Source organism: Nocardiopsis sp. CNR-923, assembly GCF_001942255.1.
In the GTDB taxonomy this organism is placed as follows: domain Bacteria; phylum Actinomycetota; class Actinomycetes; order Streptosporangiales; family Streptosporangiaceae; genus Nocardiopsis.
On the sequence record NZ_MKKC01000127.1, the window covers coordinates 1 to 16,017 of the forward strand.

Annotated in this window: 16 protein-coding genes and 2 pseudogenes; 11 read left to right on the plus strand and 7 right to left on the minus strand. The window is 72.1% G+C overall.

The window, feature by feature from the left end:
- From BJF83_RS30695 to BJF83_RS30700, 3 genes and pseudogenes are all read left to right on the plus strand, one after another.
- Window positions 1-492, plus strand: a pseudogene (locus tag BJF83_RS30695) (hypothetical protein); the annotation flags it as partial.
- Between the two features lie 76 nt (window positions 493-568).
- Window positions 569-1,282: a trypsin-like peptidase domain-containing protein gene (locus tag BJF83_RS22510; protein WP_316042336.1), complete on the plus strand. Its 714-nt coding sequence runs from the start codon at window positions 569-571 to the stop codon at window positions 1,280-1,282.
- Entirely contained in the window at window positions 1,279-1,434 is a 156-nt protein-coding gene (locus BJF83_RS30700; RefSeq protein ID WP_316042337.1) for a PDZ domain-containing protein, read from the plus strand. Before BJF83_RS22510 ends, BJF83_RS30700 begins: the two co-directional genes overlap by 4 nt.
- Before the next feature lie 254 nt (window positions 1,435-1,688).
- Here BJF83_RS30700 and BJF83_RS22515 read toward each other — a convergent pair whose 3' ends face one another.
- The gene (locus BJF83_RS22515) at window positions 1,689-2,828 is read right to left on the minus strand and encodes an Mrp/NBP35 family ATP-binding protein (protein WP_075927892.1); all 1,140 of its coding nucleotides are present in this window, start codon (window positions 2,826-2,828) and stop codon (window positions 1,689-1,691) included.
- A gap of 501 nt (window positions 2,829-3,329) precedes the next feature.
- Between BJF83_RS22515 and BJF83_RS22520 the strand changes: the two genes are divergently transcribed.
- Window positions 3,330-4,304, plus strand: coding sequence for a CPBP family intramembrane glutamic endopeptidase (locus tag BJF83_RS22520; protein WP_075927893.1), 975 nt, complete (start codon window positions 3,330-3,332; stop codon window positions 4,302-4,304).
- A 125-nt stretch (window positions 4,305-4,429) separates the two neighbouring features.
- On the opposite strand, the gene BJF83_RS22525 is transcribed toward BJF83_RS22520, so the two are convergent.
- The gene (locus BJF83_RS22525; protein WP_075927894.1) at window positions 4,430-4,885 is read right to left on the minus strand and encodes a GtrA family protein; all 456 of its coding nucleotides are present in this window, start codon (window positions 4,883-4,885) and stop codon (window positions 4,430-4,432) included.
- Window positions 4,886-5,107: 222 nt separating this feature from the next.
- Here BJF83_RS22525 and BJF83_RS22530 point away from each other — a divergent pair, with 222 nt between their 5' ends.
- Genes BJF83_RS22530 through BJF83_RS22545 form a run of 4 tightly spaced genes read left to right on the plus strand, consistent with a single transcriptional unit; the run spans window position 5,108 to window position 7,700 of the window.
- Window positions 5,108-6,265 (plus strand): 5-(carboxyamino)imidazole ribonucleotide synthase, encoded by a 1,158-nt coding sequence (locus BJF83_RS22530; protein ID WP_075927895.1) that lies wholly within the window; start codon window positions 5,108-5,110, stop codon window positions 6,263-6,265.
- A complete protein-coding gene (purE, locus tag BJF83_RS22535) occupies window positions 6,262-6,813 on the plus strand; it encodes a 5-(carboxyamino)imidazole ribonucleotide mutase (RefSeq protein WP_187347206.1) in 552 nt (183 codons plus the stop codon). Before BJF83_RS22530 ends, purE begins: the two co-directional genes overlap by 4 nt.
- 11 nt (window positions 6,814-6,824) lie before the next feature.
- Window positions 6,825-7,241 carry a helix-turn-helix domain-containing protein gene (locus BJF83_RS22540; protein ID WP_075927896.1) on the plus strand — a complete coding sequence of 139 codons (417 nt, stop codon included), beginning with the start codon at window positions 6,825-6,827 and terminating at the stop codon, window positions 7,239-7,241.
- 48 nt (window positions 7,242-7,289) lie between these two features.
- The gene (locus BJF83_RS22545; RefSeq protein ID WP_075927897.1) at window positions 7,290-7,700 is read left to right on the plus strand and encodes a VOC family protein; all 411 of its coding nucleotides are present in this window, start codon (window positions 7,290-7,292) and stop codon (window positions 7,698-7,700) included.
- Window positions 7,701-7,840: 140 nt separating this feature from the next.
- Here the strand turns inward: BJF83_RS22545 and BJF83_RS22550 are convergent.
- The 3 genes and pseudogenes from BJF83_RS22550 to BJF83_RS22560 form a co-directional block, all read right to left on the minus strand.
- Window positions 7,841-9,171 (minus strand): annotated as a pseudogene (locus BJF83_RS22550) (UDP-glucose dehydrogenase family protein).
- A 188-nt stretch (window positions 9,172-9,359) separates the two neighbouring features.
- Window positions 9,360-10,121: a YIP1 family protein gene (locus BJF83_RS22555; protein WP_262391779.1), complete on the minus strand. Its 762-nt coding sequence runs from the start codon at window positions 10,119-10,121 to the stop codon at window positions 9,360-9,362.
- Window positions 10,122-10,143: 22 nt separating this feature from the next.
- A complete protein-coding gene (locus BJF83_RS22560; protein ID WP_075927898.1) occupies window positions 10,144-11,643 on the minus strand; it encodes an LCP family protein in 1,500 nt (499 codons plus the stop codon).
- Between the two features lie 308 nt (window positions 11,644-11,951).
- Between BJF83_RS22560 and BJF83_RS22565 the strand changes: the two genes are divergently transcribed.
- Entirely contained in the window at window positions 11,952-12,956 is a 1,005-nt protein-coding gene (locus tag BJF83_RS22565; protein ID WP_075927899.1) for a glycosyltransferase family 2 protein, read from the plus strand.
- A 39-nt stretch (window positions 12,957-12,995) separates the two neighbouring features.
- On the opposite strand, the gene BJF83_RS22570 is transcribed toward BJF83_RS22565, so the two are convergent.
- Both BJF83_RS22570 and BJF83_RS22575 read right to left on the minus strand, forming a co-directional pair.
- Complete coding sequence (locus BJF83_RS22570) at window positions 12,996-13,781, minus strand: glycerophosphodiester phosphodiesterase (RefSeq protein ID WP_075927900.1); 786 nt, start codon at window positions 13,779-13,781, stop codon at window positions 12,996-12,998.
- Window positions 13,778-14,533, minus strand: a complete 756-nt coding sequence (locus tag BJF83_RS22575) for a 2-C-methyl-D-erythritol 4-phosphate cytidylyltransferase (protein WP_075927901.1) — start codon at window positions 14,531-14,533, stop codon at window positions 13,778-13,780. The genes BJF83_RS22570 and BJF83_RS22575 overlap by 4 nt, the downstream gene beginning before the upstream one ends.
- A 327-nt stretch (window positions 14,534-14,860) precedes the next feature.
- On the opposite strand from BJF83_RS22575, the gene BJF83_RS22580 reads away from it, so the two are divergent.
- Window positions 14,861-15,709: an ABC transporter permease gene (locus tag BJF83_RS22580; protein ID WP_075927902.1), complete on the plus strand. Its 849-nt coding sequence runs from the start codon at window positions 14,861-14,863 to the stop codon at window positions 15,707-15,709.
- On the plus strand, window positions 15,709-16,017 hold a 309-nt coding region (locus BJF83_RS22585), incomplete at its 3' end, for an ATP-binding cassette domain-containing protein (protein WP_143832041.1). The genes BJF83_RS22580 and BJF83_RS22585, both read left to right, overlap by 1 nt.

Genomic DNA, 16,017 nt, shown 5'->3' on the forward strand with positions numbered 1-16,017 from the left:
GCCGTCCGGGCCCCGCAGAGCAGCCCGCACTCCCCGCCCTCCCACACCCACCAGGGGAACGAGTCGCAGTCGGCGGCGCGGCCAGGGCAGGGCGGGCCCCCTCGGCGCCGACGGCCCAGAGCCCGCCGACACCCCAGCGCGCCGGGGGAGTACGCTTTCGCCCCGCGGCACACCCAGGGGGCGCCACCGTGGAGCCAGCCACACGGACACCAGCGAAGCCAGTCCGACGAGTCACCGGCTCACGGGCAGGGCCACCAGCCGCAGACGTCCCGGCTCCAGGCTCCCCTGGACCCGTCGGCGCCGCCACCCCACCAGTTCCAGCCCCAGCAGCCGCGGCCCGGACGTCGCCGACGCGGAGTGCCCGTCTGGATGGCGCTCTCCGGCATGCTCGTCGTCGCCCTCATCGCCGGTGGCGCGGGCGGGATCGCGGGTGCCCTGTTCAACGACGCGTCGAGCGCGGACACGCGCCCGAGGAGGAGGGGCCCGTCATGAACGAGCCGCCGCCCGAGCGCCCCGGCGCGACCCCGACACCATCGCGGGAGTCTCCCAGCGCGTCAGCCCCAGCGTCGTGTCCATTCGCAGCGCCGACCCGAGCGCGCCCGGCGGCGGCTCGGGGTTCGTCATCGAGGGGGACTACGTGGTCACCAACGACCATGTGTCCTCGGCACTGGCGGACGGCGGCATCCAGGTCGAGTACAGCAACGGGAGCCTGTCCGACACGACCGTCGTCGGCGCGGACCCCAGCTCAGATCTGGCTGTGCTGTCCCTCGCGGATCCGATCGACGTCGAACCGCTGGAGTTCGGCGACTCCGAAGCCGTGGTCGTGGGTGACGAGGTCATCGCGATCGGTGCGCCACTCGGGCTGGAGGGCACGGTCACGCAGGGCATCATCAGCGCCGTCGACCGGCCGGTCAGCCCGGAGGGGAGCGGCGCCAGCCGGTTCTACGCGCTCCAGACCGACGCCGCGATCAACCCGGGCAACTCCGGGGGACCGCTGGTCGACCTCCAGGGCCGGGTGATCGGGGTCAACTCGATGATCTACACCATGGGCGGCTCCATGGGCGAGGCCACGGGCAGCATCGGTCTGGGCTTCGCCATCCCGTCCGCGGAGGTGCAGAGCGTCGTCGACCAGCTCATCGAGAACGAGTCGACCGCCTACGCGGACATGGGCGCGGAGTTCGACCTCCAGAGCCCCGTCGCCGGCGCGGTGATCGCGGGCGGTTCCGGCGCGTGGCGCGGGGCGGTCCGGCCGCCGAGGCGGGCCTGGAACCGGGGGACGTGATCACGTCCCTCGACGGGCGGGCGGTCAACTCCGGTCAGGAGCTCCTCGCCATGCTGCGGGACCGCGCGCCGGGCGACGAGGTGGACGTCGTGTTCGAACGCGACGGCGACGAGGGCACGACCACGGTCACGCTCGGATCCTCGACCGACTGAACGGCGACGACCGGGCGGGACGAGGCCTGTCGGACAGGGCGTCCCGGGCGCGGCGGCGAAGGCCGACGCAGGCGACGAGGGCTCCGGAACTCTCCAGGGCCCCCGTCGCGTCGTCCGCTCACACCACGGACCTGTGCGCGTCCCCAGCGTGCGCCCGCCGCGACGGGCGACGGGCGTCGCCGAGGATGAGGAATCCCTGCCTTCGGGGCGTCCGAACCCGGTCCGGAACCAAGCGGAGGGCCCAGGAGAATCGCCTAGCGTCCGGCGGGCGTGATGCCCAGTTGCATTCCGGCCAGTCCGCGCGGCTTGCCGACCAGGCCGTCGGCGATCGACGCGATCACCTTGCTGGCCTCGGCGTCGGGGTCGGTCAGGACGAGCGGCTCGCCCTCGTCGCCGCCCTCGCGCAGGCGTGTGTCCAGCGGAACCTGCCCCAGCAGCGGGATCTCGGTGCCGAGCGTCTTGGTGAGCGCCTCGGAGACGGTCCGGCCGCCGCCCTCGCCGAACAGGTGGAGCGGCTCGCCGCCCTCCGGCGGAACGAAGTACGACATGTTCTCGATGACGCCTGCGATGCGCTGGTGCGTCTGGGCGGTGATCGCGCCCGCGCGCTCGGCCACCTCGGCGGCGGCCTGCTGCGGGGTGGTCACGACCAGCAGTTCCGCGGAGGGGAGCAGTTGGGCGACGGAGATGGCGATGTCGCCGGTGCCCGGGGGCAGGTCCATCAACAGGACGTCGAGGTCGCCCCAGTAGACGTCGGACAGGAACTGCTGGAGCGCGCGGTGCAGCATGGGGCCGCGCCACACGACCGGCTGGTTCCCCTGCGTGAACATGCCCACCGAGATGACCTTGATGTCGTGCGCCGTGGGCGGAAGGATCATGTCCTCGACCTTGGTCGGGAAGTCCGACGCGCCGAGCATGCGCGGCACCGAGTGGCCGTAGATGTCGGCGTCCACGACGCCGACCTTGTGCCCCTGCGCTGCCATGGCGGCCGCGAGGTTGACGGTGACCGACGACTTGCCGACGCCGCCCTTACCGGAGGCGACGGCGAAGACCCTGGTCAGGGAGTTGGGTTTGGCGAAGGGGATCTCCTTCTCCGCCTGGCCGCCGCGCAGCTTGGTCTGGAGTTCCTTGCGCTGCTCGTCGCTCATCACGTCGAGTTCGACGGCGACGGAGGCGACCCCGGCGACCTTGGTCACCGCTTCGGTCACGTCCTTCTCGATGCGGCCCTTCATGGGGCATCCGGCCACCGTCAGGTAGACACCGACGCGGACGGCGCCGTCGTCGGCGATGTCGATGCTCTTGACCATGCCGAGGTCGGTGATGGGACGGCGGATCTCCGGGTCTTGCACCGTGGCCAGGGCTTCGTGGACCTGCTCGGTGGATGGTGTGGAGGACATGTACTCAATCGTAGGTCAGCGGAACGGGGTGTGGGCCTGTGGTGTCGCTCCCACGTGCCATCCGTTCCAACGGGGTCGGCTCGCCTCGATATTCCTCCGGCCGGGTGGGTCGGTGGCCGGGCGGAGGCGCCGGCGGCCGAGGCGATGTGCGGTGGGGGCCGCTCGGCGGAGGCCGGGCGGGCGCGGGGACGGGTTGGGGCGGCCCCGCGCACGCGCGTCGTCGGTGCGGAACCCTCCTGTGACCAGGCGTTAACGGCGTGCCCTTAACGCTGGCAATACACAGCCGGATAGTAGTCTCTGCGCACCATGGGAAATGCGCCACCACCGCCCGGTTCGTCCTGGCCCGCCGCCCCTGAGGGGCCGGGCGGGCGGGCCCGTGGCGCGTGGACGCACGAGCAGACGTGGGCGGGACCGCCGGGAGGCGGGCGGCTGACTCCCCCGGGAGGGCACCCAGCGGTCAACCCGGACCCGTCGGTGTGGGCGTGGCCGCCGCCGAGACCGGTGCGCACCAGCGAGTTCGCCCCCGGGGAGGCCCCGGAGGGTGAGCCGTATCACAGACTCGGGCGAGGATCGCGGTACCGCTGGTGGGTGCCCGCCCTGTCGTTGGTGGTCCTCGCGTTCCTGCTGTTCTTCCTCTGGGTCGCCGTCGCCCTGGCGATGACGATCGTGGCGCTGGCGGGCGGCAGCGGGCTCTCGCCGGGCTCCGTCCGGCTGGGGGAGATCGCGAGTCTGGCGATCGGCCTGGTCTCGACCGCGCTGCTGATCCCGATCGTGCTGCTCGTGGTCCGTGTGGTGCAGTGGCGCAGGGTGGGGACCCTGATGTCGGTCGACGGTCACCTGCGCTGGGCCTTCCTGGTTCGTTGTGTGGGACTGGCGGCGGTACCCGTCACGGTGACCATGGCGCTGTACACGGCGCTGTCCGACGAGGCTCGCCTGGGCGCGGTGTCCGGCGGTGTCGTGGTGTCCCTGATGGTCATCGTGCTCCTGGTGCCGTTCCAGTCGGTCGCGGAGGAGTTCACGTTGCGCGGGCTGCTCATGCAGCTGGTCGGCGCGATCGGAGGGTCGGGGGAGAGCGCGGTGGCTCGGGTGCTCCGGTCGCCCGGACCGGCGATCCTCGCCAGTGGCACGCTGTTCGCCGCCCTGTACGCGTCCGTGTACCCCGGCGACCTGTGGACGACGGCGGCGCTCACGGTGATGGGCACGGGTGCGGCATGGCTGACCTGGCGCACGGGCGGCCTTGAGGCGGCGATCGGGCTCCACCTGGTGAACGGTATGGCCCAGCTGGCGCTGTGCGTGCTGGAGGACCGGACCGCGGCGATCGGCACGGGGCTGGTGATCGGCGCGGGCCCGCCCGGAATGGGCGGGCCGATCGGGCTGGGGTTCGCGGTCGGGACCATGGCGGTGTACGCGCTCGGCGTCACCTGGATCGCCCGCCGGACGGGAGTCCGGCGCACGAGCCGCGCGGCGGTGGCGTAGGAAGAGCCGGGGAGGAAGAGCGCGGGTGAGCGAAGGTCCGCGCGTCCACCCGCCCGGTTGGGCGACCGGGAACGCGTGGGTTCGCCTGTGACCGGGCACCCTCCCACACCGCCCAGCCACAGGGCTCACCCGCCCACTCTGGCGCTCTCCTCCGCCACCGGGAACACCCACGTCCGGTACGACCAGAACCGGAACAGCGTCCCCAGCCCCACGCCGACCACGTTCCCGGCGATGTTGTGCGCCAGCTGGCTCTCCAGCTCCAACACGTACACCGCGATCCCCTGGCAGCCGAGCTGGAGGATCATCCCCACGCCGTTCATCACCAGGAACAGCACGGTCTCGCGTCCGTACCCCGTGCGCGCACGGTCCCGGTACGTCCAGAACCGGTTGCCCACGAAAGCCACCGCGATCGCGCACACCGTGCCGACCACCTGGCCGGGCATGGGCTCCACGCCCATGCCCCACAGCACGTTGGTCGTCCCGAGCTGCACGACATAGGCCACGGCGCCCACGGATCCGAACTTGCCCACCTCGGCGGCGAACCTCGCGATCCTCGGGTGCCGTTGCCGAAACTCACGCACGGAAGGGACCTCCTGTCGGGGGGAGCTTGGAGCCCGGCACTCCGGAGGTTCGCTCACCTGTGGGGGCGGCACCACCCTGGGGGTACCGGGCGGGCACGCCCTAGACTCTAGCCCGGGGGCTGGAGCAAGACCCCGGCCGCGGGTTCCGAGCCGTCTCGGCCAGGTTCCGCATCGCGTGGAACCGTCCCGTCACCGCGGTTGACGAGCATGAGTTGAGGAACTGTGAGCGAGCGTAACCGCATCGTCCCCCGTGTCGGAATGGTGGGAGGCGGACAACTCTCCCGGATGACCCACCAGGCGGGTATCGGTCTGGGCGTGGACTTCTCGGTGCTGGCCGCCAGCCCGACCGACAGCGCCGCCCTGGTCTGCGGCGACGTCACCCTGGGCGATGACCGGGGCCTGGACGACGTCCTGTCCTTCGCCAAGGCCTGTGACGTGGTCACCTTCGACCACGAGCACGTGCCCGAACCCGTCCTGCGCGCCGTCGAGGACGCGGGCGGCCTGTTGCGCCCCGGCCGTGACGCCCTTCGCTTCGCCCAGGACAAGCTGCGCATGCGGACCCGCATGGCGGAGCTGGGCGCCCCCTCCCCGCGGTGGCGCCAGGTCACCACCCAGGACCATGTGACGGCGTTCGCCGAGCGCGTGGGCTGGCCCGTCGTCCTCAAGGCGGCGCGCGGCGGCTACGACGGCAAGGGCGTGTGGATCGTGGGGACGTCCGAGGAGGCCGCGCGGGTCGTCCGCCGCGCCGCCGACGAGGAGGTGCCGCTGCTCGTGGAGGAGAAGGTCGCCTTCTCGCGCGAGCTGGCCGTCCAGGTGGCCCGTTCCCCGCACGGCCAGGTCGCGGTGTACCCGGTCGTGGAGACCGTCCAGCGCGGCGGGATCTGCCACGAGGTGATCGCCCCCGCCCCCGGACTCGACGAGGAGAAGGCCACGCGCGCCCAGGAGCTGGCCATCGAGATAGCGCAGGCACTGAACGTCACGGGCGTCCTGGCCGTGGAGCTGTTCGAGACGGCGGACGGAGTGGTCGTCAACGAGCTGGCCATGCGCCCGCACAACTCCGGCCACTGGACGATCGAGGGCGCCCGCACCTCCCAGTTCGAGCAGCACCTGCGCGCGGTGCTCAACCTGCCGCTGGGCGCGCCGCGCACCACGGCCCCCTACACGGTCATGGCCAACGTCCTGGGCGGCGCGGACCCCGAGGTCTACCGCCGCTACCTGCACGTGATGGCCAAGGACCCCGAGGTGAAGGTGCACTTCTACGGCAAGGACGTGCGTCCGGGCCGCAAGATCGGGCACGTCACCGTGACGGGCGCCGACTACCGGGACCTCCTGGAGCGTGCCCGTGACGCCGCCGACTACCTTCGAGGAGACGACCAGTGACCGACAGCGCCAACCGGCGGGGCCCCGTCGTGGGGATCGTGATGGGCTCGGACTCGGACTGGCCGGTGATGCGCGAGGCCGCCGACGCCCTGCGCGAGTTCGACGTCCCCTTCGAGGCCGACGTGGTCTCCGCGCACCGTATGCCGCACGAGATGATCCAGTACGGGACCGAGGCGGCCGATCGGGGCCTGAAGGCGATCATCGCCGGTGCGGGCGGCGCCGCCCACCTGCCGGGGATGCTCGCGTCAGTGACGACCCTGCCGGTGGTGGGCGTCCCGGTGCCGCTGAAGTACCTGGACGGGATGGACTCCCTGCTCTCCATCGTGCAGATGCCCGCGGGCGTGCCCGTGGCCACCGTGGCGGTGGGCGCGGCCCGCAACGCCGGGCTGCTGGCCGTGCGCATGCTGGCCGCCGGCGACCCGGATCTGACCGAGCGGATGTCCCGTTTCCAGGAGGGGCTCAGGTCGCAGGCCTACGCCAAGGGCGAGCGGCTGCGCCGCGAGGTCGCCGACGACGGCAAGCCCACCGGGTTCGGCCTGGGCCGCTGATCCGGCCCGCCGTGAGCCGCGCCACCGAGGACAGCAACCGCCGCGTGCTCCGGGCGCGGGACGCGATGGACCGCGCCTACGCGCAGCCCCTGGACGTCCCGGCCCTGGCCCGGATCGCCCACGTGTCGGAGGCGCACTTCTCCCGGACCTTCCGGGCGACGTTCGGCGAGTCGCCGCACCGATACCTCCAGCGCCGTCGCGTCGAGCGCGCGATGTTCCTGCTGCGAGCGACCGACCGCAGCGTGACGGACATCTGCTTCGAGGTCGGTTTCGGGAGCCTGGGGACGTTCAGCCGGACGTTCAGCGCCATCGTCGGGACGTCACCGAGCCGGTACCGGAGGGAGACGGCGGCCTCGGTCGTGCCCACGTGCTTCACCATGGCGTGGGCGCGGCCGAGCGACCCGGCTCGACCGCCGGGCGAGGACTGAGCGGATTCGGATAAGTCTTCCTCCGGCTTGCTCCCTAGAGTCGTGGACATGTTCAACGCGATCACACACTCACAGATCTTCGTCCTCGACCAGGACGAGGCCCTCGACTTCTACGTGGGCAAGCTCGGCCTGGAGGTCAGCGCCGACATCGACTTCGGCGGCATGCGGTGGTTGACCGTCCAGGTGCCCGGTCAGCCCGGTCGGGAGATCATGCTGGAGCGCCCGGGCGGGCCCGCGATGTCCGAGGAGACGGCCGAGCAGGTCCGCGACCTGGTGACCAAGGGGGCGATGGGTGGCTGGTTCGTCCTGACGACGGACGACTGCCGCAAGACCTACGAGACGCTGCTGGCGAAGGGCGTCGAGTTCACCGAGGAGCCCACCGAACGCCCGTACGGCATCGACTGCGGGTTCCGCGACCCCTTCGGCAACCGGATCCGCGTCACGCAGATCAGGGCCTGAGTTCAGCCGGGTCCTGGGGACCCACCCGTCAGCCCGGTCCGGTCTTGGGGCGTTCGCGCCGAAGGCCGGCCCGGGCCTGTTCGTCGGTGGGCTGGGAGCCGGACCCCGCGACTACGCGAGACGGTCGGCCGACGCCGGGGCTACTGGCGGCCCAGGGCCCGGTAGGTCCAGCCCGAAGCGCGCCAGAACGTCGGGTCGAGCGCGTTGCGTCCGTCCACGATCCGTGTGGAGGACACGACCTCGGCGAGTTCGTCCGGGTTGGCCTCGCGGAACTCCTGCCACTCTGTGAGCAGCAGCACCACGTCCGCGTCGCGCGCGGCCTCCAGCATCGACGAGCCGTACCGCAGTTCCGGGTGCGCCTGGCGGGCCCGCTCCAGGGCGGCGGGGTCGTACACCGTCACTCGCGCGCCCATCGAGGCGATGGTCGAGGCGACGTCGAGCGCGGGAGAGTCGCGGATGTCGTCGGAGTTGGGCTTGAACGCGGCGCCCAGCACCGTGACCGTGCGTCCGGCGAAGCTTCCGCCGATGAGCTCCCGGGCGATGTCGATCGTGCGCGCGCGGCGGCGCTGGTTGATCGCGTCCACCTCGCGCAGGAAGGACAGCGCGGGCTCGACGCCGAGCTCGTCGCGCGCGCCATGAACGCCCGGATGTCCTTGGGCAGGCAACCCCCGCCGAAGCCCAGACCCGGGCCGAGGAACTTGCCGCCGATGCGGTCGTCGTAGGACAGCGCCTCGGCGAGCTGGATGACGTCGGCCCCGGCCGCCTCGGACACCTCGGCCATGGCGTTGATGAACGAGATCTTCGTGGCCAGGAAGGCGTTGGCCGACACCTTGACCAGCTCGGCCGTCTGGAGGTCGGTGACCAGGAAGGGGACGCCGTCGTCGACCTGCTGGCGCCACAGTTCGCGGACGGCCTTCTCCACGCGGGGGGAGTCGGTGCCGATGACGATCCGGTTCGGCCGCAGCGTGTCCTCCACACCGAAGCCCTCGCGCAGGAACTCCGGGCTCCACCCCAGCTCGGCCTCCTCGCCGACGGGTGCCAGTGCGTGCAGGCGGGCGGTGAGGGTCGCGGCGGTGCCGACGGGGACGGTCGACCGTCCCACGACGACGGTGGGCCGGGTCAGGTGGGGGGCGAGCCGCTCGATCGCCGACTGGACGTAGGTGAGGTCGGCCGCGCCCGACTCGTCGCGCTGGGGGGTGCCCACGCAGATCAGGTGCACGTCGGCGAACTCGGCGGCCTCGGCGAACGACGTCGTGAAGGAGAGTCGTCCGGTGCCCAGGTTCGCGGTGAGCAGTTCGTCCAGTCCGGGCTCGAAGAAGGGGACGCGGCCGGAGCGGAGCATGTCGATCTTGGCCTCGTCGACGTCGAGCCCGAGCACCTCGAAGCCCAGCTCCGACAGGCAGGCCGCCGTCGTGGCGCCGAGGTAGCCGGTGCCGATGACCGAGACGCGCATTCGTTCCGCTTCGACCACTGCTGGAAGTCCTTCCGTTCTCGCCGTCCGCGCTTGTGTGCTTGGTTGTGCCCGTTCACAGAGGTCAACACCCCGCTTGGGGGTAGAAAACGGACACGGGGGCCGACGGTGCTGCTTTGGGGTGCATCACCCTACGCGCCGGGGTGTGGCGCGTGACCCAACACGACGTGAACAGTCAGGCGCACAGGTTACCGGGGCGGAGTGGGCGGTACGCACCGGGTGTCCGCTCGTGGGCGATGCGGGACGGCGTCAGCGGCCGTCGTCGGGCGCCCGGAACTCCTCGGGGTCCACGTCCAACGGCGTCCACACGGCTCCGCTGTCGCCGCGTCGGCGGAACGGCGTGGTGGTCTTGTCCGGGTCACCGCCGTCACCGCCGCTCGGAGGCGGGAGGGGCATGGGGGAGTGTCGGGCAGTTCGTCCTCGATGGTCTCGGTCACAGCGGAGGAAGCGTCGCCCGCCCGCTCCGCCGCCCCGTCCCACCGAACGCCGTCGGCGCCGGCGCGGCGCACGTCGTCCCGGCTCGTGCTCGCGACCACCCGCGCGGGGGCCTCCCGCAGCGCCCTCCAACGGGTGGGCGTCATGGCCGAGCACAGCAGGAGCACGCCCAGTGGCAGAGCGGCCGCCGTCCCCGCGCCGCCCGGGTAGAGGAAGCTCTCCGGATCGAGCCAGCCGAGCACCGCGTCGAGCGACGCCGGTGCGGTCACCGGCCACAGTGCGAGCGCCGTCACCAGGGCGCCGCTGGACGCGGCGAACAGGGGCGACACGTGACCCGACGCCAGGTAGGCCCCGACAATCCCCACCAGGCACATCACCACCACGGACGCCACGGAAGCGACCGTGACGTCACCTTCGGTGATCCGCGGGAGGAGTCCAGAGCTCCACGCGACGGCGATCCACAGGACCGGTGTCAGGGCGATGCCTGCCAGCAGACCGACCAGATGGCGCAGCACGGGTCACCTTCCTCGCACGGGATCACGCACAGACGTTGTCCCGGGCGGTCGTCGTGGCCAGGGGCCCGTCGGAGGCCGCGGACTCCGGTTCGGGCTCGGGGAGTTCGGGGGCGGTGAAGGTCGTGAAGTTGAAGCCGATCACGACCTGGATCTCGTCGTCCAGAGTACGGTCCTCCACCAGCCGCGAACCGGGGAAGACCTCCGCCACGAACCGCGCCTGCGCCTCGGCGCCGCGCGGGTACCGGATCTGCGTCGTGGCCACGTCGCGGTCGTCCCAGTTCTCGGCGGGCGCGATGACGTCGAACCCGACCTGGGCGAGGTTGTCGTCGGTCCGCGCGCCCATGCCCGGCGTGGCGGTCCCGTTGAACACCCGGATCCGCACGTCGGCCGGGTTCGGCGGCTCGGGGGAGGCCTCCTCGGCCGGATCCCCCTCGGCGATGGGACGGTCGGCGCGGATGTCGGCGAACAGGTCGCGGGCGGCGGGCTCGTCCCACAGCAGGGCGACGTCACCGCGCGGCGTCCAGTGGTTCATGTCGGCGATCGGCACCTGCGTGAACGCCACCGCCGACAGGTCGATCTCGCGCAGTTGGTACGCGAGCTCGTTGAGCGCACGTCCGTCCAGTTCCTCGTCCACCGTCACCGAGGACAACGCGCTCTCCAGGAACGTGGCCAGCCGTCCCGGGTCGGTGAGGGTCTGGCTGCCCATCGCCCGGTCGAGCATCGCGGACAGCACCTGCTGCTGCCGGTCGATCCGGTCCAGGTCGCCGCGCGCTGTGGCGCGGGTCCGGGCGAACGCCAGCGCCTCGGCGCCGTCCACCTCGTGCGTGCCCGCCGCCATGTCCAGTCGCGACTTCGGGTCGTCGATCGCCTCGGGCAGACACACCTCGATGCCGCCCAGAGCGTCCACGACGTCCACGAAGCCCTCGAAGTCCACCTCGACGTAGTGGTCGATCCGCACGTCCGTCAGGGACTCCACCGTCCGCACGGTCATCGCAGGGCCGCCGTAGGCGTAGGCGGCGTTGATCTTGTCCTCGCCCTCGCCGGGGATGTCGACCCACAGGTCGCGGGGGATGCCGACCACGTTGACCCGGTCGCGGCCCTCGTTGACCCGCACCATCATGATGACGTCGGACCGTCGGCCGGGCGTGGACCCCACGCTCAGCGCGTCCTGGTTCTCCTGGCTCATCTCCCCGCGCGAGTCGGAGCCGATCACCAGGAACGTGAGTCCGCCGGTGGGGTTGTCGGGGCGGTCGCCCGCCGCGAGCGCCCCGAACACGTCGAAGCGGTTGAGCACCCCCGACATCCAGCCGGTGACCGCCCACGACGTCCCGGAGGCGAGCAGGACCAGTGCCGACAGCGCGCCCATGACCAGCAGACCGGTCCTGCGGCGGCGCACGGCGGCCGGGGGCACCGTCACCCGGCCGGACCGCGCCGACCGGAGGGCCTCGGGCGGGACCGGCTGGGAACGCTTGCGCCGGAACTCCTCCGGCGGTCCCTGCCGTCCGGCGCTGTCGTCGCTCATCGGCGTCCCCGTCCCACCCGTGCAGCGGTGTCCTTCATCCTTAGGTTGTCACCCGATCCGCCGAAGGGCGCGGGATGTCAACCCTCGGCGTGTTGTCGTCCGTTTGGGTGTGACGCCGCCGGGCGGGGAACCGTTCGCGCGGGAGAGCGCGGGCGCCAGGCCCGGGATGTCGGAGGCGGCCGTCCGCCGCTTCCGACCGGTCACGTCCGGACCGGGCGCACGAGGCGGCGGAGCGGCCCCGCGGTGTGCAGTACGGTTGACGCGCGTACCACGCAGTCCCGACACGTCTTGACCCTGGGAAGTGCCCCGTGTCCTGGCCGCCAGTCTCCGTCGTCATGCCCGTCCTCAACGAAGAGCGCCACCTCGCCGCCGCGGTGGAGCACGTCCTCGCCCAGGAGTATCCGGGCGAACTGGAGGTCGTTCTGGGCGTGGGCCCCTCCACCGACCGCACCCGCGAGGTGGCCGACGGTCTCGCCGCCGCGGACCCGCGCGTCAGGGTGGTGGACAACCCCACGGGGCGGACCCCGGCGGGGCTCAACGCCGCGATCGGCGCCTCCAGCCACGACATCGTCGCCCGCATCGACGGGCACGCCATGATGCCGTCGGACTACCTGAGGGTGGCCGTGGAGACGCTACGCGAGACGGGGGCGGACAACGTCGGCGGCATCATGGCCGCCGAGGGGACCACGCCGTGGGAGCGGGCCGTCGCCGCCGCCATGACCTCCAAGGTCGGCGTGGGCAACGCGCGTTTCCACACCGGTGGCGAGGGCGGTCCCGCCGACACCGTCTACCTGGGCGTCTTCCAGCGCTCCGCACTCAGGCGGGTCGGCGGCTACGACGAGGCCTTCCTGCGCGCCCAGGACTGGGAGATGAACCACCGCATCCGCACCACCGGGGGCACGGTGTGGTTCGAGCCGCGCATGCGGGTCTCCTACCGGCCCCGGCGCAACGTGCGGCTGCTCGCCAGGCAGTACTTCCACTACGGCCGTTGGCGGCGCGTGGTGGCCCGCCAGCACAAGGGCACGATCAACCTGCGCTACCTCGCCCCGCCGGTCGCCGTGGCGGGCATCCTCGCCGGGTTGGTCGGCGGCGTGTTCTGGTGGCCGCTGTTCCTGGCGCCCGCCGCTTACCTGGCCCTGGTCACGGCGGCGTCGGCCCCGCTCGCCAAGGGACTGCCGGCCGCCAGCGTGCCGATGATCCCGTTGGCCCTGGCGACCATGCACATGTCCTGGGGTGTGGGATTCATCACGAGTCCGCCCGGGCTCGGCTCGGACTCGCGCGCCGCGAGGGCCTCGCGCTCCACACGCGCCTGACGCCCGGGGCACCGGGCCCCGCTCGGCCATGCGACACGGTCACCCGTTCGGGGCGGCGCCGTCCCCACCGGCGGCCTTGAGCGCCGACACCGTGCCCGGCACGTCGTCCACCACGACCGCGTCCATCCCCGCCTCGGCGAACCTGGCAGCGTCCACCGGGTCGGGGCACCACGAGATGATCTCCAGCCCGGCGCGGTGCGCCAGGTCGACGGTGTAGGCGACCGACCGGCGGCCGGGCCGGGGCGCGTCACCCGTCCGGCCGAGCGAGCGCGCGTCGACCGCCACGATCGGACAGCCCATCCCGGCCGCCCCCGCAACGGCCTGGTCGAGCGGGTTGCGCACGTAGGGCATCCACGCCGTCGGCAGCCCGGGCGCGTCCTCGCGGACGGCGAGCAGGACGCCGGGGTCGAAGGAGCAGACGAACACGCGCCGCCGCGCGGCCTCCCGGCGCAGGTGGGGGAGGAGGAGCGACACCGTGCGGCGGGACGGCGCGTCCACCGCGTCCTCCATCACCGATTTGACGTCCACGTCCAGGCCGACCCCCGCGGGCAGGGCCGCCAGTCCCTCCTCCAGCCGGATCAGGCCCGCCGCCGCGCACTCGTCGGCGGTCAGGTCCACGATCGCCCGCCCGTCCCCCAGAGCCGCGTCATGGTAGAGCACGAGGGCGTCGTCGGCCGTGCGGCGCACGTCGATCTCCACCCAGTCCGCGCCCGCCTCGGCCGCGGCGGCGTAGGAGGCCGCCGAGTTCTCCGGGGCGCCGTCGACCTCGCCGCGCCCGGCGCCCCGGTGGCCGATCACCTCAGTCGGTGTGAACACCCGGCTCATCGCACCTCCCCCGCGCTCCCGTACCGGACGCGCGCCCGCCGGAGCAGGGTCTCGGCGATCGCGACGTCGCCCGGGTTGGTCACCTTGATGTTGCTCTCGTCACCGGGCACGATCCGGACCTCCTCCTCGGGCAGGTAGCGCAGCACCACCCCGCAGTCGTCGGTGGCGACCAGGCCGGGGTCGGCCATCGCCAGCGCGTAGGCACGGCGGAGCACGCCCAGGCGGAATCCCTGCGGCGTCTGCATCCTGCGCAACGCGGCGCGGGGGGGCACGTCCACGACCGCCTCCCCGCCGGTCCGGCCGGGCGCCACCCGCACGGTCGTGTCCGTGCTGGGCACCGCGACCCCGACCGCGCCCGCCTCGCCCAGCGCCGCCACGCACGCCGTGACCGTGGCCGGGCAGAGCAGCGGCCGGGCGGCGTCGTGCAGCAGGGCGAGGTCGGCGTCGGACGCCGACGCCATCGCCGTCAGCGCCGCGTAGGAGGTCTCGGTCCGGGTGGCGCCGCCCGGCAGTACCCGGCTGACCTTGGTGAACCCGGCGTCGGCGACGATGTCCTCCACCGTGCCCACGTGTTCGGCGACCATCAGCACGATGACCTCGTCGACCTGGGGGCAGGCCTCGAAGGCCGCGACGGAGTGCTGGATGATCGGCCGGCCCTCCAACGGGAGCAGCTGTTTGGGGGTGGCCGCGCCCATCCGCGCGCCCACCCCTCCGGCCAGGACCGCGGCGATCACGCGCGGAGCTGCGGACATCTCTTCGCCTTCCTCGGGACGCGTGCGCACGCACGGGGGACACCAGTCGCCGACACTAGCGGACGGCTCCCGCGGGCGCGCCCGACCGATGGTTCGGTCCGTCTGCCACGGCGGTAACCTATGGACGCCTGTATGGCGTGCCCGGTTCGGACCTCCTCTGACACGGTCGTGAGACCGGGCACGGTCCGCGACATCCCCCACCCGCTCGGACACGCCCCCCGTGCCACGGTCCTGGTGAGGGCGGAACCGTGCATGTCGGCCCGGTGCGCGCAGGTGAGTACCTACACGCCCGTCCGGAATCCTTCGACCCCGGACGTGAATCAACCCTTGGAGGTGGCGGTGGCGTCAAGGACGCTGGCCGTCTGGGAACACCGGAAGGTCGTCGGCCTCCTGGTCCGGCGCGACCTGAAGGTCAAGTACCAGCAGTCCGTACTCGGGTACGCGTGGACGATGCTGGAGCCCATGGCCATGACGTTGGTCTACTTCTTCGTCTTCGGTGTCATCCTCGACGCGAACCGCGGGATGCCGCAGAGCGCCATGGACAGCGGCGGCTTCCTGCTGTTCCTGGTCGCGGGCATCCTGCCGTGGACCACCTTCGGCGCGATCCTCGGCGAGGCGCCCCGTGCGATGATCACGCACTCCAAGCTGATCACCACCATGAAGGTGCCACGGGAGATCTTCCCCCTGGCGACCGTGGGCACCAAGTTCGTCGAGTACCTGCTGACCTGGCCCGTCCTGCTCGTCTTCGTGTTCGCGCTGGGTGGCCGCCCCTCGGTCGAGGGGCTCCTCCTGTGGCTGCCGCTGGCAATCGTGCTGACCTTCATGTTCGGTCTGGGCGTCACCCTGTTCCTGTCCTCGGTCAACGTCCTGCTGCGCGACGTGGAGCGCCTGACGCGCATCGTCACCCGACTGCTGTTCTACGGTTCGGCGATCCTGTTCCCGGCCTCGATGGTCCTGGACTCGGACGAGGTGCCGGGCTGGGCGGCGATGCTCTTCCAGCTCAACCCCCTGATGGGGATCTTCCAGATGCACCGCACGGTGTGGTTCGCTGGGTTCGGGGAACTGACGCCGACGACCTTGGCGTTGTCCGCTTCGGTGGTGGGTTCCGTCCTGATGCTGATCATCGGATACTGGACGTTCCGCCGTCTGGAGATGTCCGTCCTGAAGGAGTTGTGATGGCGCAGACCACGTACGGCGCCGAGGGCACCGGCGGACCGGTCATCGAGGCCAAGGGGCTCGGCGTCAAGTTCGCCGTGAACCGCCGCCGTAAGCGCAGCCTGCGCGAGATGTTCATCCACGGCTCCAAGCGTGACCCCAACGCCGAGGGCGACGAGTTCTGGCCTCTGCGCGACGTCTCCTTCGAGATCGCGCGCGGCGACTGCGTGGGCATCGTCGGCAAGAACGGCACCGGCAAGTCGACGCTGCTCAAGCTCATCGCGGGCGTGCTCATGCCCGACGAGGGCGAGGTCCGCGTGCGCGGCAGG

Coding starts and splice junctions, on each gene's coding strand:
- BJF83_RS22575 (WP_075927901.1), bottom strand. CDS start 14,533: ATGTCCGCAGCTCCGCGCGTGATCGCCGCGGTCCTGGCCGGAGGGGTG.
- BJF83_RS22545 (WP_075927897.1), top strand. CDS start 7,290: ATGTTCAACGCGATCACACACTCACAGATCTTCGTCCTCGACCAGGAC.
- BJF83_RS22560 (WP_075927898.1), bottom strand. CDS start 11,643: ATGAGCGACGACAGCGCCGGACGGCAGGGACCGCCGGAGGAGTTCCGG.
- BJF83_RS22570 (WP_075927900.1), bottom strand. CDS start 13,781: ATGAGCCGGGTGTTCACACCGACTGAGGTGATCGGCCACCGGGGCGCC.
- BJF83_RS22515 (WP_075927892.1), bottom strand. CDS start 2,828: ATGTCCTCCACACCATCCACCGAGCAGGTCCACGAAGCCCTGGCCACG.